At 41.9% G+C, this 17,278-nt stretch carries 14 protein-coding genes and 1 pseudogene; 9 read left to right on the forward strand and 6 right to left on the reverse strand.

Features of this window, described 5'->3' with window-relative positions:
• Positions 1–104 precede the first annotated feature (104 nt).
• Both HX743_RS04850 and lnt read left to right on the forward strand, forming a co-directional pair.
• A complete protein-coding gene (locus HX743_RS04850; protein WP_004975954.1) occupies positions 105–944 on the forward strand; it encodes a CBS domain-containing protein in 840 nt (279 codons plus the stop codon).
• Complete coding sequence (gene lnt / locus HX743_RS04855; protein WP_004975952.1) at positions 941–2,497, forward strand: apolipoprotein N-acyltransferase; 1,557 nt, start codon at positions 941–943, stop codon at positions 2,495–2,497. Before HX743_RS04850 ends, lnt begins: the two co-directional genes overlap by 4 nt.
• A gap of 112 nt (positions 2,498–2,609) precedes the next feature.
• Here lnt and gspG read toward each other — a convergent pair whose 3' ends face one another.
• Together gspG and gspF are read right to left on the reverse strand one after the other, a co-directional pair.
• Positions 2,610–3,044, reverse strand: a complete 435-nt coding sequence (gene gspG, locus HX743_RS04860; protein ID WP_004975950.1) for a type II secretion system major pseudopilin GspG — start codon at positions 3,042–3,044, stop codon at positions 2,610–2,612.
• A gap of 76 nt (positions 3,045–3,120) precedes the next feature.
• The gene (gspF, locus tag HX743_RS04865; protein ID WP_004975948.1) at positions 3,121–4,326 is read right to left on the reverse strand and encodes a type II secretion system inner membrane protein GspF; all 1,206 of its coding nucleotides are present in this window, start codon (positions 4,324–4,326) and stop codon (positions 3,121–3,123) included.
• A gap of 152 nt (positions 4,327–4,478) precedes the next feature.
• Between gspF and HX743_RS04870 the strand changes: the two genes are divergently transcribed.
• The 7 genes from HX743_RS04870 to HX743_RS04900 all read left to right on the forward strand — a co-directional run bounded on the left by HX743_RS04870 (position 4,479) and on the right by HX743_RS04900 (position 12,036).
• A complete protein-coding gene (locus HX743_RS04870; protein ID WP_004975947.1) occupies positions 4,479–6,701 on the forward strand; it encodes a primosomal protein N' in 2,223 nt (740 codons plus the stop codon).
• Positions 6,702–6,773: 72 nt separating this feature from the next.
• Positions 6,774–8,615 carry a monovalent cation:proton antiporter-2 (CPA2) family protein gene (locus HX743_RS04875; protein WP_178318650.1) on the forward strand — a complete coding sequence of 614 codons (1,842 nt, stop codon included), beginning with the start codon at positions 6,774–6,776 and terminating at the stop codon, positions 8,613–8,615.
• 50 nt (positions 8,616–8,665) lie between these two features.
• Positions 8,666–9,541, forward strand: a complete 876-nt coding sequence (locus HX743_RS04880; RefSeq protein WP_104852971.1) for an Hsp33 family molecular chaperone HslO — start codon at positions 8,666–8,668, stop codon at positions 9,539–9,541.
• A 258-nt stretch (positions 9,542–9,799) separates the two neighbouring features.
• Positions 9,800–10,264, forward strand: coding sequence for a DUF2147 domain-containing protein (locus HX743_RS04885; RefSeq protein WP_178318651.1), 465 nt, complete (start codon positions 9,800–9,802; stop codon positions 10,262–10,264).
• A gap of 256 nt (positions 10,265–10,520) precedes the next feature.
• On the forward strand, positions 10,521–10,982 hold the full coding sequence (locus HX743_RS04890; RefSeq protein WP_178318652.1) for a DUF2147 domain-containing protein: 462 nt from the start codon (positions 10,521–10,523) through the stop codon (positions 10,980–10,982).
• A gap of 364 nt (positions 10,983–11,346) precedes the next feature.
• The gene (locus HX743_RS04895) at positions 11,347–11,682 is read left to right on the forward strand and encodes a chaperone modulator CbpM (protein WP_178318653.1); all 336 of its coding nucleotides are present in this window, start codon (positions 11,347–11,349) and stop codon (positions 11,680–11,682) included.
• Positions 11,683–11,772: 90 nt separating this feature from the next.
• Positions 11,773–12,036, forward strand: a complete 264-nt coding sequence (locus HX743_RS04900) for a YdcH family protein (protein WP_178318654.1) — start codon at positions 11,773–11,775, stop codon at positions 12,034–12,036.
• A 291-nt stretch (positions 12,037–12,327) separates the two neighbouring features.
• On the opposite strand, the gene HX743_RS04905 is transcribed toward HX743_RS04900, so the two are convergent.
• The 4 genes and pseudogenes from HX743_RS04905 to HX743_RS04920 form a co-directional block, all read right to left on the reverse strand.
• The gene (locus HX743_RS04905; protein ID WP_019836057.1) at positions 12,328–13,563 is read right to left on the reverse strand and encodes a magnesium transporter CorA family protein; all 1,236 of its coding nucleotides are present in this window, start codon (positions 13,561–13,563) and stop codon (positions 12,328–12,330) included.
• A 224-nt stretch (positions 13,564–13,787) separates the two neighbouring features.
• Complete coding sequence (gene pnp / locus HX743_RS04910) at positions 13,788–15,875, reverse strand: polyribonucleotide nucleotidyltransferase (RefSeq protein ID WP_171066628.1); 2,088 nt, start codon at positions 15,873–15,875, stop codon at positions 13,788–13,790.
• Positions 15,876–16,136: 261 nt separating this feature from the next.
• Entirely contained in the window at positions 16,137–16,406 is a 270-nt protein-coding gene (gene rpsO / locus HX743_RS04915; RefSeq protein WP_004975922.1) for a 30S ribosomal protein S15, read from the reverse strand.
• A 562-nt stretch (positions 16,407–16,968) separates the two neighbouring features.
• Positions 16,969–17,278, reverse strand: a pseudogene (locus tag HX743_RS04920) (IS4 family transposase); the annotation flags it as partial.

The raw sequence follows: 17,278 nt of genomic DNA on the forward strand, positions 1-17,278 counted from the left end.
CGTAATTGCCGTCATTTTCTCCCAAGATTAGCAATAGACAACTGTATTTTCTAAGGTATGATTAAGCTAAGTTTTTTAGATATAAAGAGTCTTTAGGAAAGATCATGCACGAGGAATCAGGCCCATCGTGGGGTATGCGTGGCCTAAGAAAATGGTTAGGCACTGCACCAGAAACCCGCGATGAATTGCTAAAATTAGTACAAGATTCACGTCGTTTTTTAGAACCCGATACGGTGGCAATGCTCGAAGGTGTTCTGGATTTACCTGCCACCAAAATCCGTGAAGTCATGACCCCACGTACCGCCATGATTAGCTTACAAGAAGATGATGAGCTACTCGACATTTTGCATGTACTGGTCGAATCGGCACATTCACGTTTTCCTGTGTTCTCATCTGACCAACCCGACAACGTGGTGGGGATTTTATTGGCAAAAGATTTATTGCCTTTACTGACTGAACAAAGAACCAAAGTCGATATTCGCGCCTTAATGCGTCAGCCGTTATTTGTGCCTGAAAGTGCTCGTTCAGACCAAGTATTGCGTATGCTCAAAAACACCCAAACCCATATTGCAGTGGTGATTGATGAGTATGGCACCACTTCGGGCTTGGTTACTTTAGAAGATATTTTAGAAGAAATTGTCGGTGAAATTGAAGATGAACACGACAATATTGACGAAGAAGCAGAATACATCATCCCCGATCACGACCCAAAAACGGCAAATACTTGGTTAGTACAAGCACTTACACCAATCGAACATTTTAATAATGTTTTAGATGCAGATTTTTCTGACGATGAAGTAGAAACTGTGGGCGGTTTATTGCTTCAGGAAATTGGTTTGGTGAGTGATTTGCAAGGACAAGTGATTGTGATTGGCAACTGGGAGTTTACCATTCTTGAAGCAGATGCCCGCACTATTCATCTGATTCGAGCCGTACGTCAATGAGGACTTTTTTTTCCAAGCTGTCTAATCCTGCAGAACATCAACAACTGCCCTTAATTTATCCATTAATCATTGCCCTATTGGCAGGTGCAGTGTTTAGTTTGGCACTTGCTCCCTATCATTACTGGTGGATTGCCTTACTTTCACCTGCTTTGCTGTATGCGACTTTAAGCAAACGCACCCCGAAACAGGCCTTTTTGATTGGTTGGTCTTACGGGATTGGGTTGTGGTTTGTCGGAGCATTTTGGCTCTATACATCCATTCACGTCTATGGCGACACCAATGCCTTTTTAAGCGTGCTGATGATTGTCATTATGGCGCTGTTGATGGGTTTGTTTACTGCCGTACAAACGTGGTTATATCGTCGGTTTTTCCCTGAAACACCACTGACTTTTGCACCGCTATGGGTATTTTTTGAATGGGCGAAAACTTGGGTCTTTACAGGTTTTCCATGGCTGTTTGCAGGTTATGCCTTCACCGAACGCTTTTTGGATAGCTATGCACCGTTGTTTGGTATTTTCGGGGTGTCTTTTGTGGTCATCTTGCTGGCCTGTGCGTTGGTTGAAGTCCTTAAAAAGCGTATCTTCTGGCTGATTCCATCGGCAATTTTACTTTTGGGTGCATGGGGTGCAGCACAACTCAGTTTTGTAACTGCAAAATCTGAAAAGCCACTCTCGGTTTCTCTGATTCAAGGCAACATTCCTCAAGACTTAAAGTGGCTAACCGAATACCAAATTAAGACCTTGGAAATTTATACCCGCTTGACCCGAACTGAATGGGGACGCGACATTATTGTTTGGCCTGAATCATCCATTCCAATGTTCCAGACCGATATTGAACCGTTTTTGGATGCCATGAAAACACAAGCTGAAAAAACGGGCAGTTCGTGGGTGACAGGTATTCCGTATTGGGACTTGCCTGAATCACAAGTGCAGCAACATCCAATGTATTACAACAGCATTATGGCAACGGGAGATGCGGCTGAAGGCTTGTATAAAAAGCAGCGTCTGGTGCCTTTTGGTGAATATATTCCGCTTTCAGGCTTACTGAGTTGGGTACTACCTGCGATGCAAAATGACCCATCCATGAGTGGTTTTTCACGTGGAGCGTCTGAGCAAAAACCGCTTGCAATTAAACAGCATCATTTGGGGGCAGCCATTTGTTATGAGGTGGCTTATCCGAACCTGACCCGCCGCAATGCTAGCCAAAGTGACTTTTTGGTAACAGTATCCAATGATGCTTGGTTTACGGGTACTGCAGGGCCATTGCAACATTTACAAATGGTACAAATGCGCGCCAAAGAAAATGGACGCTGGTTTGTTCGTGCCACCAATACAGGTGTGACCGCATTTATTGACCATCATGGGCATATTGTCAAACAAGCGCCAATGGATCAGGAATTTGTGCTGCGTGGTGATCTGCCTGCCATGCAAGGTCAAACACTGTATACCCAACTCAGCGATTGGCCTGTGCTGATTTTCTCATTGCTGTTGTTAATTATGGGGTGGATTTATCGACCACGTCAGGTGGATGTGTCGTTTAAATCACGTCGTTAATAGTACTGTTCAATAGCGGCTAGAAATAACCATTCATAAAAAAACCGAGCATTAAGCGCTCGGTTTTTTTTGGAGTTCACTGAATCAATATATAGACTCAACTCATCTTCTATTAAGGCTGATAATAAATGTCGGCATCGGTACCTTCACCACCCTGCTGACCATCTGCACCAAAAGAATATAAATCAAATGGACGACCTTCTGAACCCGGAATCACATATTGGATGTCATTATCCCAACTGTCTTTCGGATAGCCCCCTTTCACATAACCGCCTGGCAACCAGTTTTTAGCCGAAGCAGGCTGATTCACCAAGGCATCTAAACCACCGTCTTGCATTGAAGGATATTTTTGATTATCGAGTTTGTATTGATCGAGTGCGCCAGCCACACCTTTTAAAGTAATAACCGTAGTATCTACTTTGGCTTTTTCACCACGTCCCATTACGTTCGGTACGATTAAAGCCGCCAACACACCTAAAATTACAATCACCACCATGACTTCAATCAGGGTAAAACCAGACTGTTTACTCGGTTGCTTCTGTTTCATTCAATCTCTCTCATGTATTTATATCAATTCGACATTTATTTTAGATTCTGTTTGAAGAACGATGCTTCAAAACGATTTAAATCATATTGTTCATATTCACAATTGGCAGCATTACCGCAATCACAATCACCAGTACAATACTCGCCATCAGTACCAACATCAACGGTTCTAATAATGCCAACAGGGTAGAAATCAGTGTGGTCACTTCACGGTCTTGCATGTCTGAAGCACGTGACAGCATACGGTCTAACTCGCCCGAGGCTTCACCACTTTTGATCATTTGTACCATCATCGGTGGGAAATAACCACTGCGCTCTAATTGCGTCGCCAAGTTACCACCTTCAGTGACTTTTTCTGCCGCCAAATTGACCGCATCACGAATGACCCAGTTGTTACTGACCGCAGCACCAATATTTAGCGCATCCACCAAAGGCACACCCGACTGAGTCAAAATAGACAAGGTACTGGCAAAACGCGCGGCATTAATCCCACGTGATAATTTTGCAAATAACGGCAACTTTAAGGTTAAACGGTCAAAGGCATAATGCCCTGCGGTGGTGCGTAAAAAACGCACCAACAACAATACCCCCACCACAGAAGCCACCAGTAAAAACGGCCATGCAACACGAATAAAATCACTGGCTTTCATTAATGCCACGGTGATCCACGGCAAGGCATCTTTGCTCTGATCAAAGGTTTTAACAATATCGGGTACGACATAAGTCATTAAACCCATCACAATCGCAAAAGACATCAGCATTAAAATGATGGGATAAATCATCGCCCCTTGAATTTTTTTCTGCATGGCAAAGCGGTTTTCGGTGTAATCTGCCAATTGTTCCAGAATTAAATCCAAATGCCCCGAACGCTCGCCTGCGGCAATGGTGGCAATATATAAGTCTGGAAAACGCCCCGATTGTTGTAAAGCATTGGCCAGTGAATAACCTTCCAAAACTTTGGAACGCACCGACATCAGCAAATTTTGCACATGGGCTTTTTCACTTTGTTTACCCACAGCGCGAACGGCTTCTTCCAAAGGAATCGCAGCAGCCACCAAAACCGATAACTGACGGGTCAGCAAAGCCAAATCATAGGCGGTGATTTTTTTCTGAAACCATTGTTTGCCACTGTGTTTATCTTTTTGTTCAACGGTATCGACACTGACAGGAATCCATTCTTTGTCACGTAATTGCTGACGGATTTGTCGTGCAGAATCACCCTCTAAAACACCTTTTTGCTGCTTCCCTGAAGCGTCAATGGCAGTAAATTGATATGCTGGCATTGTAATGCTCTAATTTTCCAAAATTTCTTGCAACGCAGTTGCGTCTGACCACTAAAATCATTCATATTCTTAGATATAAATTCTGTGCTCACTCTAACACATGCCAAAGTCGAGCACGAAGCCATTTTTCACAGGACGATACGACTTTTTCTATGCCAGATTCCACTTTAGACCCACAGCCTGTTTATCGTATTCGAGTGGCTGTACCCGTATATCTTTACGACTGCTTCGATTATATGCTCAGTGCAGCACAATATCAGCAAGCAGAAGTGGGCGCGCGGGTCTTGGTTTCTTTTGGTCGGCAAAACTTGGTCGGAATTATTGTCGAAAAACTGGCACTCGACACCCCAATTGATCCACGTTTTAAACTCAAAGCCATTAGCGAACTGTTAGATGAGCAAGCGATTTTAGACCCTAAAGTTTTAACTTTGTTGACATGGTCGGCACAATATTATCAATTCCCGATTGGTGAAGTGATGCAAAGTGCCTTACCTAGCTTATTGCGCCAAGCCAAACCCTATAATTTATTGGCACGTACTTGGAAATTGTTGGATGCACATGCCGAAGCTAAAATTACACGCTCAGAAAAACAACAAGAAGCCTATAAAATTTTAAAGCTGCATCCTTCGGGAACTTCTGAAAATATTTTAAATTTGGCAGGCATTGAAACAGCAACCCTAAAAGCCTTGGCGAATAAAGAAATTTGCGCATGTGTTTTGGAAGCCCAAGATTTTAGCCCAATGCCAGTGACTTTGGCGCAAATGCCTTTAACCCCTAATCCAGATCAGAAAAAAGCCATCGACAGCGTACTTAAAGTACGGCAGCAATATAAGGCATTTTTACTGGATGGTTTAACGGGTAGCGGTAAAACTGAAGTGTACTTACACATCATGCATGAGGTACTAAAACAGGGCAAACAAGTGTTGGTGTTAGTACCTGAAATTGGTCTAACGCCACAAACCATTAGCCGTTTCCAATCGCGTTTTCACTGCCACATCGCCCTCTTACATTCAGGTTTAAATGATTCCAAGCGTTTGCAGGCGTGGCAAGCCGCACAAACGGGCAAAGCCTCGATTATTTTAGGTACACGTTCTGCGATTTATACCCCATTGCCAAATTTAGGCTTGATTATTTTAGATGAAGAACACGACCTGTCTTTTAAACAGCAGGAAGGTTTTCGCTACCATGCCCGTGATGTTGCGCTCTATCGTGCCCATCTGGAAAATTGCCCTGTTATTTTAGGTTCGGCAACTCCAAGCATTGACAGCTATGCACTAGTCGATCAAGGCAAAATGCAATGTCTGGAATTAAATCAACGCGCGGGCACGGCACTCATGCCCAAAATCCACCTGATTGATTTAAAAATTGCCAAAAAACAGCACGGTATTAGCCAACAATTGATTGATGAAATCAAAAAACGCTTGGCTAAAAAAGAACAAGTTTTGGTGTTTTTAAACCGACGCGGCTATGCACCCGTATTGATTTGTGAGAGCTGTGCATGGCAAGCCAAATGCCCGAATTGTGATGCCAACTTTACCTTGCATCATCAACCTTATACACATTTGCATTGCCACCACTGCGGTACGATTCATCGTAAACCTGAGCAATGCCCTGCCTGCAACCATGCAGAACTCAAACCAATTGGCATGGGCACTGCCAAAGTCGAAGACAGTTTAAACGAGCTGTTTCCCAATGTAGATGTGATTCGGGTAGATCGTGACTCAACCAGTCGTGTTGGCAGTTGGCAAAAAATTTATGACCGTATTCAACGCAGCGAACCACTGATTTTATTGGGCACGCAAATGCTGGCCAAAGGGCATCATTTTCCGTATGTGACATTGGTGGCAATTTTAGATATTGATTCAGGCTTACTTAGTGTGGATATTCGCGCACCTGAACGCACGGCTCAACTGATTGTGCAAGTGGCGGGACGTGCAGGGCGCGGTGAGCATAAAGGTGATGTTTATTTGCAAAGTGTGCGTCCTGATCATCCACTTCTCACCACATTGGTCGAGGGAGATTACCGCAAGTTCGCCAAACAAAGTTTAAAAGAACGCAAAGCTGCACAATTACCGCCTTATCGTTACAGTGCTTTGATTCGCTGTGAATCTAAAAGTCAGGAATTAAACCAGCAATTTTTACAACAACATGCACAATGGCTTAGAGAACATTCAGAACAATTAATTGAAATTTGGGGGCCGATTCCTGCGCCAATGGAACGTAAAGCAGGACGTTTCCATGCACACATGGTGTTGTTGTCTAAAGATCGGGCACGCTTACATTTTTATATCAGGAACTGGTGGCAAAATATGTTGCATGAAAAGCCATCCAGCATGAAACTAAGTTTAGATATAGATCCGCAAGAATTTAGCTAATACTGTAAATTGAAACTTAGCTGTATCAGCACTTATTTCAATAATCCACCGCTTTAAACTTTGGATGACCACATGTCCTTATTGTTACAAATAACCATTTTTCTAGGCGCTTCATTGGTTTTGGTTCCCTTACTAAAACGCTTTGGTATTGCGACCGTATTGGGCTATTTGTTTACAGGCATTTTGCTAGGGCCTAGCGTATTCAATATTGCCAGCGACCCGGATGCCATTCAGGAATTGGCAGAGTACGGCGTGGTCTTCCTGATGTTTATTATTGGCTTGGAACTACGTCCACAACGACTATGGGATATGCGTAAACCCATTTTTGTTTTAGGCAGTTTACAGGTCGGCATTACAGGCGTTTTACTGGCTGTGTTGGCATTCTTTGCCTTACAGCAAGGCATTGCTGCAAGCGTGGTAATTGGTTTTGCATTAGCGCTGTCCTCCACCGCATTTGTGCTGCAAATGCTGCAAGAAAAGCAACAACTCAATAGCAGTTATGGGCAGCAATCCTTTTCAATCTTACTGTTTCAAGATATCGCCGCAATTCCTTTAATTGCCATGATTCCCATGCTGGCAGGTGCTGAATCTACCCACCATGGTATTGCCTACTTTGCAGCCATTATTGCCACCTTTAGCGGACTGTTTTTATTTAGCCGTTATCTAATGCGTCCCTTCTTCCGTTTTGTGGCCAAAAGTGGTGCACATGAACTGATCACGGCAGTAGGTCTATTCATTGTGCTCGGCGTGGTCAGCATTATGGATGTACTGGGCATTAGCACCACTTTAGGCGCATTTTTAACGGGTGTCTTGTTGGCCGACTCTGAATTTCGTCATGAACTCGAAGCCAGCATTGCACCCTTTAAGGGTCTGTTACTGGGCCTATTCTTTATGACTGTAGGTATGAGCACCCAACTTTCCTTGTTGGTGGAACAGCCATGGTTGATTATTGGCGGTGCGTTGGGCTTAATGCTCATCAAACTGCTAACCCTAACGGCCATTGCACGTTATTTTGAATATTCTTGGCGCAATAGTTTGCTCTTGGCAACGTGCTTGGCTCAAGGCGGTGAGTTTGCCTTTGTGGTGCTGAGCGTTGCGCAAAGTGAAAGTGTGCTCAGTCAAGCCATGCTGCAACCGCTGACTTTGATTGTGACGTTGTCGATGGTACTGACCCCAATTTTATATTGGTTGATGAGCAGTCAAATTATCCCGCGTTTGGAGCGGGAAAAAATACCTGTGTATGATGAGATTCCCGATGCGCATCCGCCTATGATCATTGCAGGCTTTGGCCGTTTTGGACAAATCATTGCCCGTGTGGCGCATTTACAGCATCAGCACTTTACCGCAATTGACAGTAATATCGACAAAATTGATTTTGTGCGTAATTATGGCGGCAAAGTCTATTATGGCGATGCCACCCAACCTGAAATTTTACGTGCCGCAGGCATTCAACATGCACAAATTTTTATTTTAGCCATTGATGATATTGAAGATTCAATGAATGTCGCACGACATATTCGCCTGAATTATCCTGAATTGAAATTATTGGTACGTGCCCGTGACCGCCATCACGTGCATTTATTACGTGATTTAGGCGTGACCCATATTTGGCGGGAAACCTATTTATCCTCCTTGGGCATGGCCTATCAGGCTTTGCGTGATTTGGGTATTAATGAAGATGATGCCTATAAAAGTATTGAATTGTTCCGTGATTATGATGAAAAGCTATTGGCACAGCAGCAACATATTTATACCGATGAACAAAAAATTTATGAAACCCATCGTAATGCCTTGGCCGAATTAGAACACCTGTTTGAAAGTGATGCACAAAACCGTGAAATGCCACTCGGGGTCGATTTAAAACGTGGCTTACATAGTGGTCATATTGATGTAACACGTGATGCAGCAAACTGACTTGTGTTTTACAATAATGCCACCATTAAAACAGGGTTATGGAGAATTTTATGTCTGATTTACGCCAACGCTTTTTTATTGAAGATAGCCCTGTTCGTGGTGAGGTAGTTCATCTCGAAGATGCTTTGCAAACCATTCTAAAACAACGTGACTATGTGCCAGCGGTACAAGTATTGTTGGGCGAAATGCTTTGCGCCACTGCATTGTTGGCCAGTACCCTAAAAATTAAGGGTCGCATCAGCCTACAAATTCAGGCATCTGGCACGTTTAAGTGGGCCATGGCTGAATGTAACCACTTGGGTGAAGTCCGTGCGTTGGCAGACTACGAACCAGATCCACACTTTTTAACTGCAGAAGACAGCAGCACCGTACTGAAAAGTCTGGTCAGCCCTGTGTTGTTTATTAACATTGAGCCAGAATTTGGTGAACGTTATCAAGGGATTGTACCGTTAGATAAAGCCAATTTAGCCGAATGTTTAATGCAGTATTATGACTTATCTGCACAAATTCCTACCCGTATTGTGTTAGCCAGCAATGCAGAACGTGCGGGCGGCTTACTAATTCAACTGTTGCCACGTAACAGTGAAGAAGAACAACAGCGAGTTGATGAAGATTTATGGCCACGTGTGACTATGCTCACGGAAACCTTAAAGGCCGAAGAATTGACAGATTTAGAGGTCAATGAAATTCTGTACCGTTTATACAATGAAGAACAAGTGCGTTTACCTGAAGTAGAAGCACTGCGTTTTGGTTGCACTTGCTCCAAAGAACGCTGTGCCAATGCCTTAATTCAAATTGGTGTCGCTGCAGTACGTGAAACGCTAGAATATCAAAATCCAATTACCATGGATTGCCAATTCTGTAGCGCACAATATACCTTCAGTGCCGAAGAAGCCTTAGGTTTATTTGGAGAACATCTCAGTTAAATGGCATGGTGAATACCATGATTAATATGTGATGTAATGCTGAAAATTCATCAAAAATGAGCAGTACATTCTGCTCATTTTTTATTTACGTGATGACCATCGTCAAAACCTATTATTTTATTACTTTTCATGTGATTAATTTCACAAAACTTTCATGCAATTACTAGAAAATACCGCGTAAATTGGGTATAAATAATCCCATATTTTTTTTATGCCTTTATATATTTTGGGCTGCTTCTTCTCTGGGATATTGATTTTATGAACACCCTGTTCTTTTCTCGTTTAGCATTCATCAGCGCGATTTGCTGTTCAAGTTTAGCTTATGCAGCCAATGCAGACCCACTTTTGGGCAAATGGAAAACATTAGACTACCGCACAGGTTTTTCATTGTCTGACGTAGTCATGAGTAAAGATAAACAAGGTGCGTATGCCGCTACGATTATAGAACTACGTGCGGTTCCTGGCGCACCGCGTTTGGAAAATTGCACACTCTGTACGGGTAAAAATAAAGATAAGCCACTGTTAGGTTTTGTGCCATTAAGTCACTTAAAAGCCACGCCAAGTACTCAAATTGAATTTTATGAAGGTGATTATTTAGACCCACGTACGGGTAAGCAATATAAAACTCGTGCCCGTTTAAGCAGTAACGGCAAACATTTAACCCTCTACAATGTAGATATTTCTACCAATGCCAGCCGTAAAATGACTTGGATTAAATACTAGTCGCTGTTCTTTCCCCATCTCTTTTTAAGCGATAAAAGTCTGAAATGATTGATATATCCTAAATTGGACTTTTATCGCACTCATCAAAACAATAGCTTCAAAAGCGAAATAAAGCTTTAATTTTCACGTTTTTCTTGCGTATTTCTCTCTAAATTTACCATAATCAATTTGCGTCTTCAGTATTTTCTTGCTATAAAGCTCAAAATAGAATTTTTACTCTATTTTTAAGATTTTTAACGCATTTGGGGACACATTGATGAAAAAAAATTATAAAGGGATTTTTGCAGGTCTGATTTTCGCCACACTTTCTAGTTTAAGTTTTGCTGAAAGTGATCCTCTAATTGGTAAATGGAAAACCATTGATGACCGTACAGGGTATTCACGTGCCGATGTCGAAATTCGTAAAAAAGCAGATGGTACCTATGAGGGTATTATCGTTGAAACCCGCAATGTTCCTGGCGCAGAAAAAATGGTGATTTGCAGCAATTGCCCAGGTAACTTAAAGAATAAACCTTTTATTGGCTTGCCATTTATTTGGGGCTTTAAACAAGACCCGAAAAACCCACGTGAATTTAACCAAGGCCACGTGCTAGACCCAATTGGCGGTAAGGTTTATAAAGGTAAAGCACGTTTAAGCGCTAACGGTAAGCGCCTAACCTTACGTGGTTATGTTGGTGTTTCTGTAATTGGCCGAAGCGTGACTTGGGTGAAATACTAAGTTCCATCGCCATTCAGAATAAGCTGCTGATCCCAAAGACCCTTTCAAGGGTCTTTTTTATTGTCATACTTTGAAACAATAAGCTTAAACTTTAGGCTATCACTTCTGATGAAATGCTTGAATAATTAAACACCTTGCACAAAAAATAATCTATATTGGTTGTGCATTTTAATTCTAAGCAGAATAACTCAACGGCATGGATAGGCCACAAATTCACCAAAGCAATACAAATAATAGACTCAATTGCATGCTATAGGCGCTAAATTAAAGGATCATCCACTTTGATATAAAGCAATCAGATGCAAATACAATCCCTCATTTCAGGTTGATGATTCAACTTGAAATAAACTAGAAGGAGTATGCTATGACCACTATTCTATATCGTGAAATCTCTTCAGACGGACAGCACACAGAAATTATTGAAGAATTTACCCAGTTAGATTTAAAAAAATTTGCCGAAGCGTGTGGGCAAAGCCCTGAATGGGTCTTACAACTTTTAGAATATGACATCCTGCCTTCCCGCCCTGCCGAACGCATCCACCAATTTTTTAGTGAAGATGTCAGCCGTGCACGCCAAGCCTATCGGCTGCAACGTGATTTTGATGCCAGTTTTTCAGCTGTCGCCATGATGCTTGACCTGATTGATGAAGTGCAAAAATTACGTAAAGAAGTTAAACATCTGAATTTTCAACATAGTTAATCCTCACGCTCTAGCTGTGTGATTCATCACCTTGCTAGAGCGTTTTTCTTTCTATGCCCGTAAATTTATTTGATGAGAATGATCGACACAATGAAAACCAAAGACTGCAACAAGAAAATTAAAAATATGTTTCCTGAGTTTCGTGATTTAATTCAGGGATTACGCGACAACAATCCACATTTTTCAAAAATTTTTGAAGATCACGAGCAGCTAGACCGTGAAATAAGCCAGTTAGAGCTTGATCCTGTGCATCAAATTAATGATGACATTGAAGCGCTGAAACGCAAAAAATTAAGACTAAAAGATGAAATGTATCACTTGCTGCGTAATGCACAAAATGATCAATTGGCTTAAAAATACATACAAGTCTGAACTGCAAATCCTCATACAATCAAATACAGGACACAGCAAGAAAAAGCAAAACAAGATGGCGTATTTAAACCCGAAACCCGTGTTCAAAGACCATTCAAAAATCTGCCATCTTGAGCTTAATATCCGCAATCTCGTTCAATCTGTGGATAAGCTTATCAGCCCTATGGATAACTCTTGAGCTCTGTGGACAACTTTTGCGATGAATGACCTTGTGATATCTCTATCGGATACAAAACTTTATCTATTACCATATCTGCAAGTTGAGCTTCTGAATTATTTAAGTTTAGTCAGTTTTTCGACTTCCTTTAAAGTGCCTTTCACGGTTTGCTTAATGGGTTCATAGTCTAAAAACCAAAATAAGCTCATGTGTTGATCGCTATGTTGTTGCGCCAACATATCAATCACACTTTTTTCACCCCGCCCCACCATGTGACGTCGATAGAAATAATACAGCAACAGTAAAGTGGTCATGATCATTACACCCAGCATAATCCAAAAGGCCTGTGCATGTTTTAAACCTGGCATAAACTCAAAGTTCATACCATAAATACCTGTGAACAAAGTCAAAGGTGCAAAAACTGCGGTAATGATGGCTAAAATCCGCATATTTTCATTGGTTTGGTTGGCAATGGCAGAAAAATGCAGATCAATTGCTGTTTGCACTGCAGAACGTAAGCGAATGGTATGCTTTTGAATTCGTTCAATATGACTGGTCAAATCATCCAAACGTACCAAAATAATATCCTGTCGTTCATTACGTTTTTTTCCACGTAAATGTGGGTAGTTATCGACAATTTCATCACGCAGTTCCTGCAAGGCTTCAATTTGCTCTTCACATAAATTTTCAACTTGCTGAAACGCCATATTTTCTTGCAGCAATTGATGCCAACGGGTAAAACGACGATGCCCCTGCAACAACTCTTGTTGCCAATATTCCACACGACGGGTCAGTGGCATACGAATATCCAAATAATCATCCGCCACCAAATTCAGTAAACGTAAAGTTAAATCTAGTGGTGTTGCTGCCAATTTACGTGCTTTATTCTGTTCTTCAATCGGGCGTTGCACCGCAGCTTCCACACGTGACAAATAACTTTCTATGACTTTATTGCCCTGTTCCCGCACCGTAATCAAAATCTGCGGTGTCATAATAAAGCTCATCGGCGTAGTAGCAAGTCCAAAAAACCGTTCATGTTCTCCGCCTTGCTGCCCTGTTGCAATACAGTCTTCAGGTGTGATCAGTTTTCGAAAAATCAATAAGTCATAATCATCTAAAGTATCAAACGCACAAGGATGCTCTATATTTAAAATATCGCGCACATGATATTCATTAAGTGATAATTGACTGTGCTGAAAAATCTCGTGTTGCCACTGTTCTGCACGGTTAAGCACATCATCACGGGTGCAATCAATCCAGATAAATTCAGGTTCAAGCCCTTCGATTGGCTGTTTTTGCACATAAATATTGGTTTTGTGATTGGTATGCAGATAAAAATAATAACTTTGCATAGAACGGGCACTCTATTTTCAGTTTTCTTGTACGATTTTTTGAGATTTTAAGATGTACTCATCTTAAGCCTCCATCAGGCTTCTTTTCAAATACATGCTGTAATTTATACCGCTTTTCATGTGACCAAGATGGTTTTTGTACGGGGCAACAAAATTTTTAGCATAAAAAAACCCGCATTCAGATTGAATACGGGTTTTAACCATTTCAGATCATCAACACAGCATTACGCTTGTTCGATGTCTTTCATGGTTAATTTGATACGACCACGGTTGTCTACGTCGGCAACCTGTACTTTCACTTCCTGACCTTCTTTCAACACGTCTGCAACGTTGGCAATACGCTCATTTGAAATTTGAGAAATGTGAAGTAAACCGTCAGTACCTGGAAGGATATTGACGAACGCACCGAATTCCACAATACGGATCACTTTACCTGTGTAAATTGTACCTGGCTCGATTTCAGCAGTTAAAGCCTGAATTTTTGCAACAGCAGCTTGCGCAGCAGCTTTAGTTTCACCAAATACGCGCACTGTACCGTTATCTTCAATATCAATTGCCGCTTTTGTTTCTTCAGTAATTTGGCGGATGGTTGCACCACCTTTACCAATCACGTCACGAATCTTGTCTGGGTTGATGTTGATCACTTGGAAAGTTGGTGCATGCATAGAAATTTCTGGACGCGCACGTGAAATCACTTGGTTCATTGCATTTAAGATATGCATACGACCTGCATAAGCTTGGTTTAATGCAACTTCCATGATTTCTTCAGTGATGCCTTCAATCTTGATGTCCATTTGCAGTGCAGTAATACCGTTGGCAGAACCTGCGACTTTAAAGTCCATGTCGCCAAGGTGGTCTTCATCACCCAAAATGTCAGAAAGCACAGCGAAACGCTCGCCTTCTTTCACTAAGCCCATTGCGATACCCGCAACTGGTGCTTTCAATGGAACACCTGCATCCATAAGTGATAACGATGCACCACAAACAGACGCCATAGAAGATGAACCGTTAGACTCAGTGATGTCCGATACAATACGAATCACATACGGGAAACGATCTGCCGCAGGAAGAACTGCTTGCACACCACGACGTGCCAAACGACCATGACCAATTTCACGACGTTTAGGACCAGATTCACGACCTGTTTCACCTACTGAGTATGCAGGGAAGTTGTAGTGCAACATGAAGTTGTCGGTTTTAGTACCCGATAAAGTATCGACCATTAAGGCATCACGTGTGTTACCTAAAGTCGTGGTAACTAAAGCTTGAGTTTCACCACGAGTAAACAATGCAGAACCGTGTGCACGCTCTAGAACGCCAACCTGTACGTCAAGCGCACGAACGGTTTTGGTGTCACGACCATCAATACGTGGTTTACCAGATAAGATGTTGTCACGTACGGTACGGTATTTAAGATCTTCAAAGAGTTCGTTCAAGTCATCTGCAATGCCAGTTTCGTCATTTTCAGGAACGAATTGCGCAACCGCTTCTGCTTGAAGTGCATCTAATGCAGCATAACGGTCTTGTTTGATGGCAATGGTATAAGCTTCAGAAATTTTTGCTTCAAACGCTTCTTTTAATTTTGCACGAAGGTCTTCGTTTTTCTCAGGAGCAGTCCAAGTTGACTCCGTTGCGCCTGCCGCTGCTGCAAATTCTTTGATCGCTTGAATTGCGATTTGCATTTCGTCATGACCGTAAAGCACTGCGCCTAACATTTGGTCTTCTGAAAGTTCTTTCGCTTCAGATTCAACCATCAATACAGCAGATTCTGTACCCGCAACCACAAGGTCAAGGTCAGATTGCGCCATTTGTTCAAAGTTCGGGTTCAGCACGTATTCGCCGTTAATTAAACCCACACGCGCCGCACCAATTGGACCACGGAACGGTGTACCTGCAATCGCAAGTGCAGCAGAGGTACCCAACATTGCAGCAATGTCAGCTTCCATCGTTTTGTCAGAAGATACAACTGTCGCAGTGACTTGAATTTCGTTGTAGTAACCTTCTGGGAACAACGGACGAATTGGACGGTCAATTAAACGTGAAATTAAAGTTTCTGCTTCTGAAGCACGGCCTTCACGCTTACCATAGCCACCAGGGATACGACCTGCAGCATATTGTTTTTCTTGATAGTTAACAGTCAGTGGGAAGAAATCTTGACCCGCTTTTGCAGTTGGTTGAGCAACGACTGCAACCAATACAGTCACGCCACCCATAGTAATCATTACCGTGTTGGCTTGACGCGCTACACGACCAGTTTCAAGTACAACTTGGTGCTGACCAAATTGGAATTCTTTACGAATAATATTAAACATCGACATGTTTTATTTTTTCCTAGTTCTTGTGAACAATTATTCTCGTGGAGACCCCTAAGGTTTGGCATTCACAATACTATTGTTTAGGTAAATGACAAAGCTTAGAAGCCGACCTCACTCGAATGAAACACGAATTTTAAACACAAAGAAGGAGCGAATCATTCGCCCCTTCCACTGATCTAGCCACGGCTAGATATACTTTAGTTTTCAGTAATACAGCATTCAACATGCAATAGTCCGAAAATAAAAGCTTAAATCGAATTAACGACGTAAACCTAAAGCAGCAATCAATGCGCTGTAACGAGTCACATCTTTGCCTTTAAGGTAGTCAAGTAACTTACGACGTTGGTTAACCATGCGGATTAAACCGCGACGGCTATGGTGGTCGTGTTTGTGCTCTTTGAAGTGACCTTGTAAGTCATTGATTTGAGCAGTTAAAAGCGCTACTTGAACTTCTGGTGAACCAGTGTCGTTTTCAGCACGAGCAAATTTAGCAATGATCTCTGCGCGATCTGCGTTTGTTAAAGCCATTCGATTTCTCCGAGATGCTTAATAAAAGATTTGATACCGATCAATTGATTGCTCAATTGACTGCCGTGCATCACTACAGCAAGGGCATCATTTTAAGGCAAAAACGTTCCGATTGCAAAACAGAACGACAAACACGCGCTTTAAATTTTTTAAATGTCTAAAAAATATGATTTATGCTAAGGGCATACACATCATGTTAGCTATAAAGTATCCAAGGAAAATAAATATACAATTGCATATCATTAATAATGCGTCACATTTTGCCAACTACTTTTCATCTACTGGAATATTTCGCCCTTAAAATAAAACAGCCCGAGCAGAGCTCGGGCTGTTTTTGCGCTGTAGTTTCTTGTCTTGTTATTCTTATTGTTTTGTTTATTGTAGTTATTTGCGCGTTTTCGCGTCTTTTTCTCTGAACATTCCTGTTCTGGGTTTCACTTCCTTGTGTGGTAGATTTTGCCATAATACAAAAGTCAAAGAAGTCGTATTTCTCGTATCTACTTGTAAGCTTTTTCTTACACCAGCTAAACTTTGTCTGTATTGTCTCTGTACACGACAAATTTCACAGAACCCTTATCCTATCAGGGTTCTGCCTTCTTAAAATTGCCAAAATTTCCTTAAACTCTTCTTTTTTCCCAAAACCAATTAAACGCTGAATCGCCATTTGAACATAGTCTAAACCATAGCGAAATAAACTCATTGAGAGTCGTCCATGCTTCTTTATTTTTATCGCTTTTTTTTGATCATGTTGCCATTCACCCGTTAAGTAACACCAACAGAAGCTTATAGCTAACACCGCAATCAATTTTTTCACTCGTCTAGGGTCTGTCAAGCGCGTATTTTCAAGATTAAACCCGCGTCCTTTGAGACAA

It is taken from the genome of Acinetobacter sp. Swhac1 (genome assembly GCF_013390985.1).
Classification (GTDB): Bacteria; Pseudomonadota; Gammaproteobacteria; order Pseudomonadales; family Moraxellaceae; genus Acinetobacter; species Acinetobacter towneri.

What these genes read in the sequence shown, in the direction of transcription:
- HX743_RS04850 (WP_004975954.1), top strand. Translation starts at nt 105, where the DNA reads ATGCACGAGGAATCAGGCCCATCGTGGGGTATGCGTGGCCTAAGAAAA.
- lnt (WP_004975952.1), top strand. Translation starts at nt 941, where the DNA reads ATGAGGACTTTTTTTTCCAAGCTGTCTAATCCTGCAGAACATCAACAA.
- gspG (WP_004975950.1), bottom strand. Translation starts at nt 3,044, where the DNA reads ATGAAACAGAAGCAACCGAGTAAACAGTCTGGTTTTACCCTGATTGAA.
- gspF (WP_004975948.1), bottom strand. Translation starts at nt 4,326, where the DNA reads ATGCCAGCATATCAATTTACTGCCATTGACGCTTCAGGGAAGCAGCAA.
- HX743_RS04870 (WP_004975947.1), top strand. Translation starts at nt 4,479, where the DNA reads ATGCCAGATTCCACTTTAGACCCACAGCCTGTTTATCGTATTCGAGTG.
- HX743_RS04875 (WP_178318650.1), top strand. Translation starts at nt 6,774, where the DNA reads ATGTCCTTATTGTTACAAATAACCATTTTTCTAGGCGCTTCATTGGTT.
- HX743_RS04880 (WP_104852971.1), top strand. Translation starts at nt 8,666, where the DNA reads ATGTCTGATTTACGCCAACGCTTTTTTATTGAAGATAGCCCTGTTCGT.
- HX743_RS04885 (WP_178318651.1), top strand. Translation starts at nt 9,800, where the DNA reads ATGAACACCCTGTTCTTTTCTCGTTTAGCATTCATCAGCGCGATTTGC.
- HX743_RS04890 (WP_178318652.1), top strand. Translation starts at nt 10,521, where the DNA reads ATGAAAAAAAATTATAAAGGGATTTTTGCAGGTCTGATTTTCGCCACA.
- HX743_RS04895 (WP_178318653.1), top strand. Translation starts at nt 11,347, where the DNA reads ATGACCACTATTCTATATCGTGAAATCTCTTCAGACGGACAGCACACA.
- HX743_RS04900 (WP_178318654.1), top strand. Translation starts at nt 11,773, where the DNA reads ATGAAAACCAAAGACTGCAACAAGAAAATTAAAAATATGTTTCCTGAG.
- HX743_RS04905 (WP_019836057.1), bottom strand. Translation starts at nt 13,563, where the DNA reads ATGCAAAGTTATTATTTTTATCTGCATACCAATCACAAAACCAATATT.
- pnp (WP_171066628.1), bottom strand. Translation starts at nt 15,875, where the DNA reads ATGTTTAATATTATTCGTAAAGAATTCCAATTTGGTCAGCACCAAGTT.
- rpsO (WP_004975922.1), bottom strand. Translation starts at nt 16,406, where the DNA reads ATGGCTTTAACAAACGCAGATCGCGCAGAGATCATTGCTAAATTTGCT.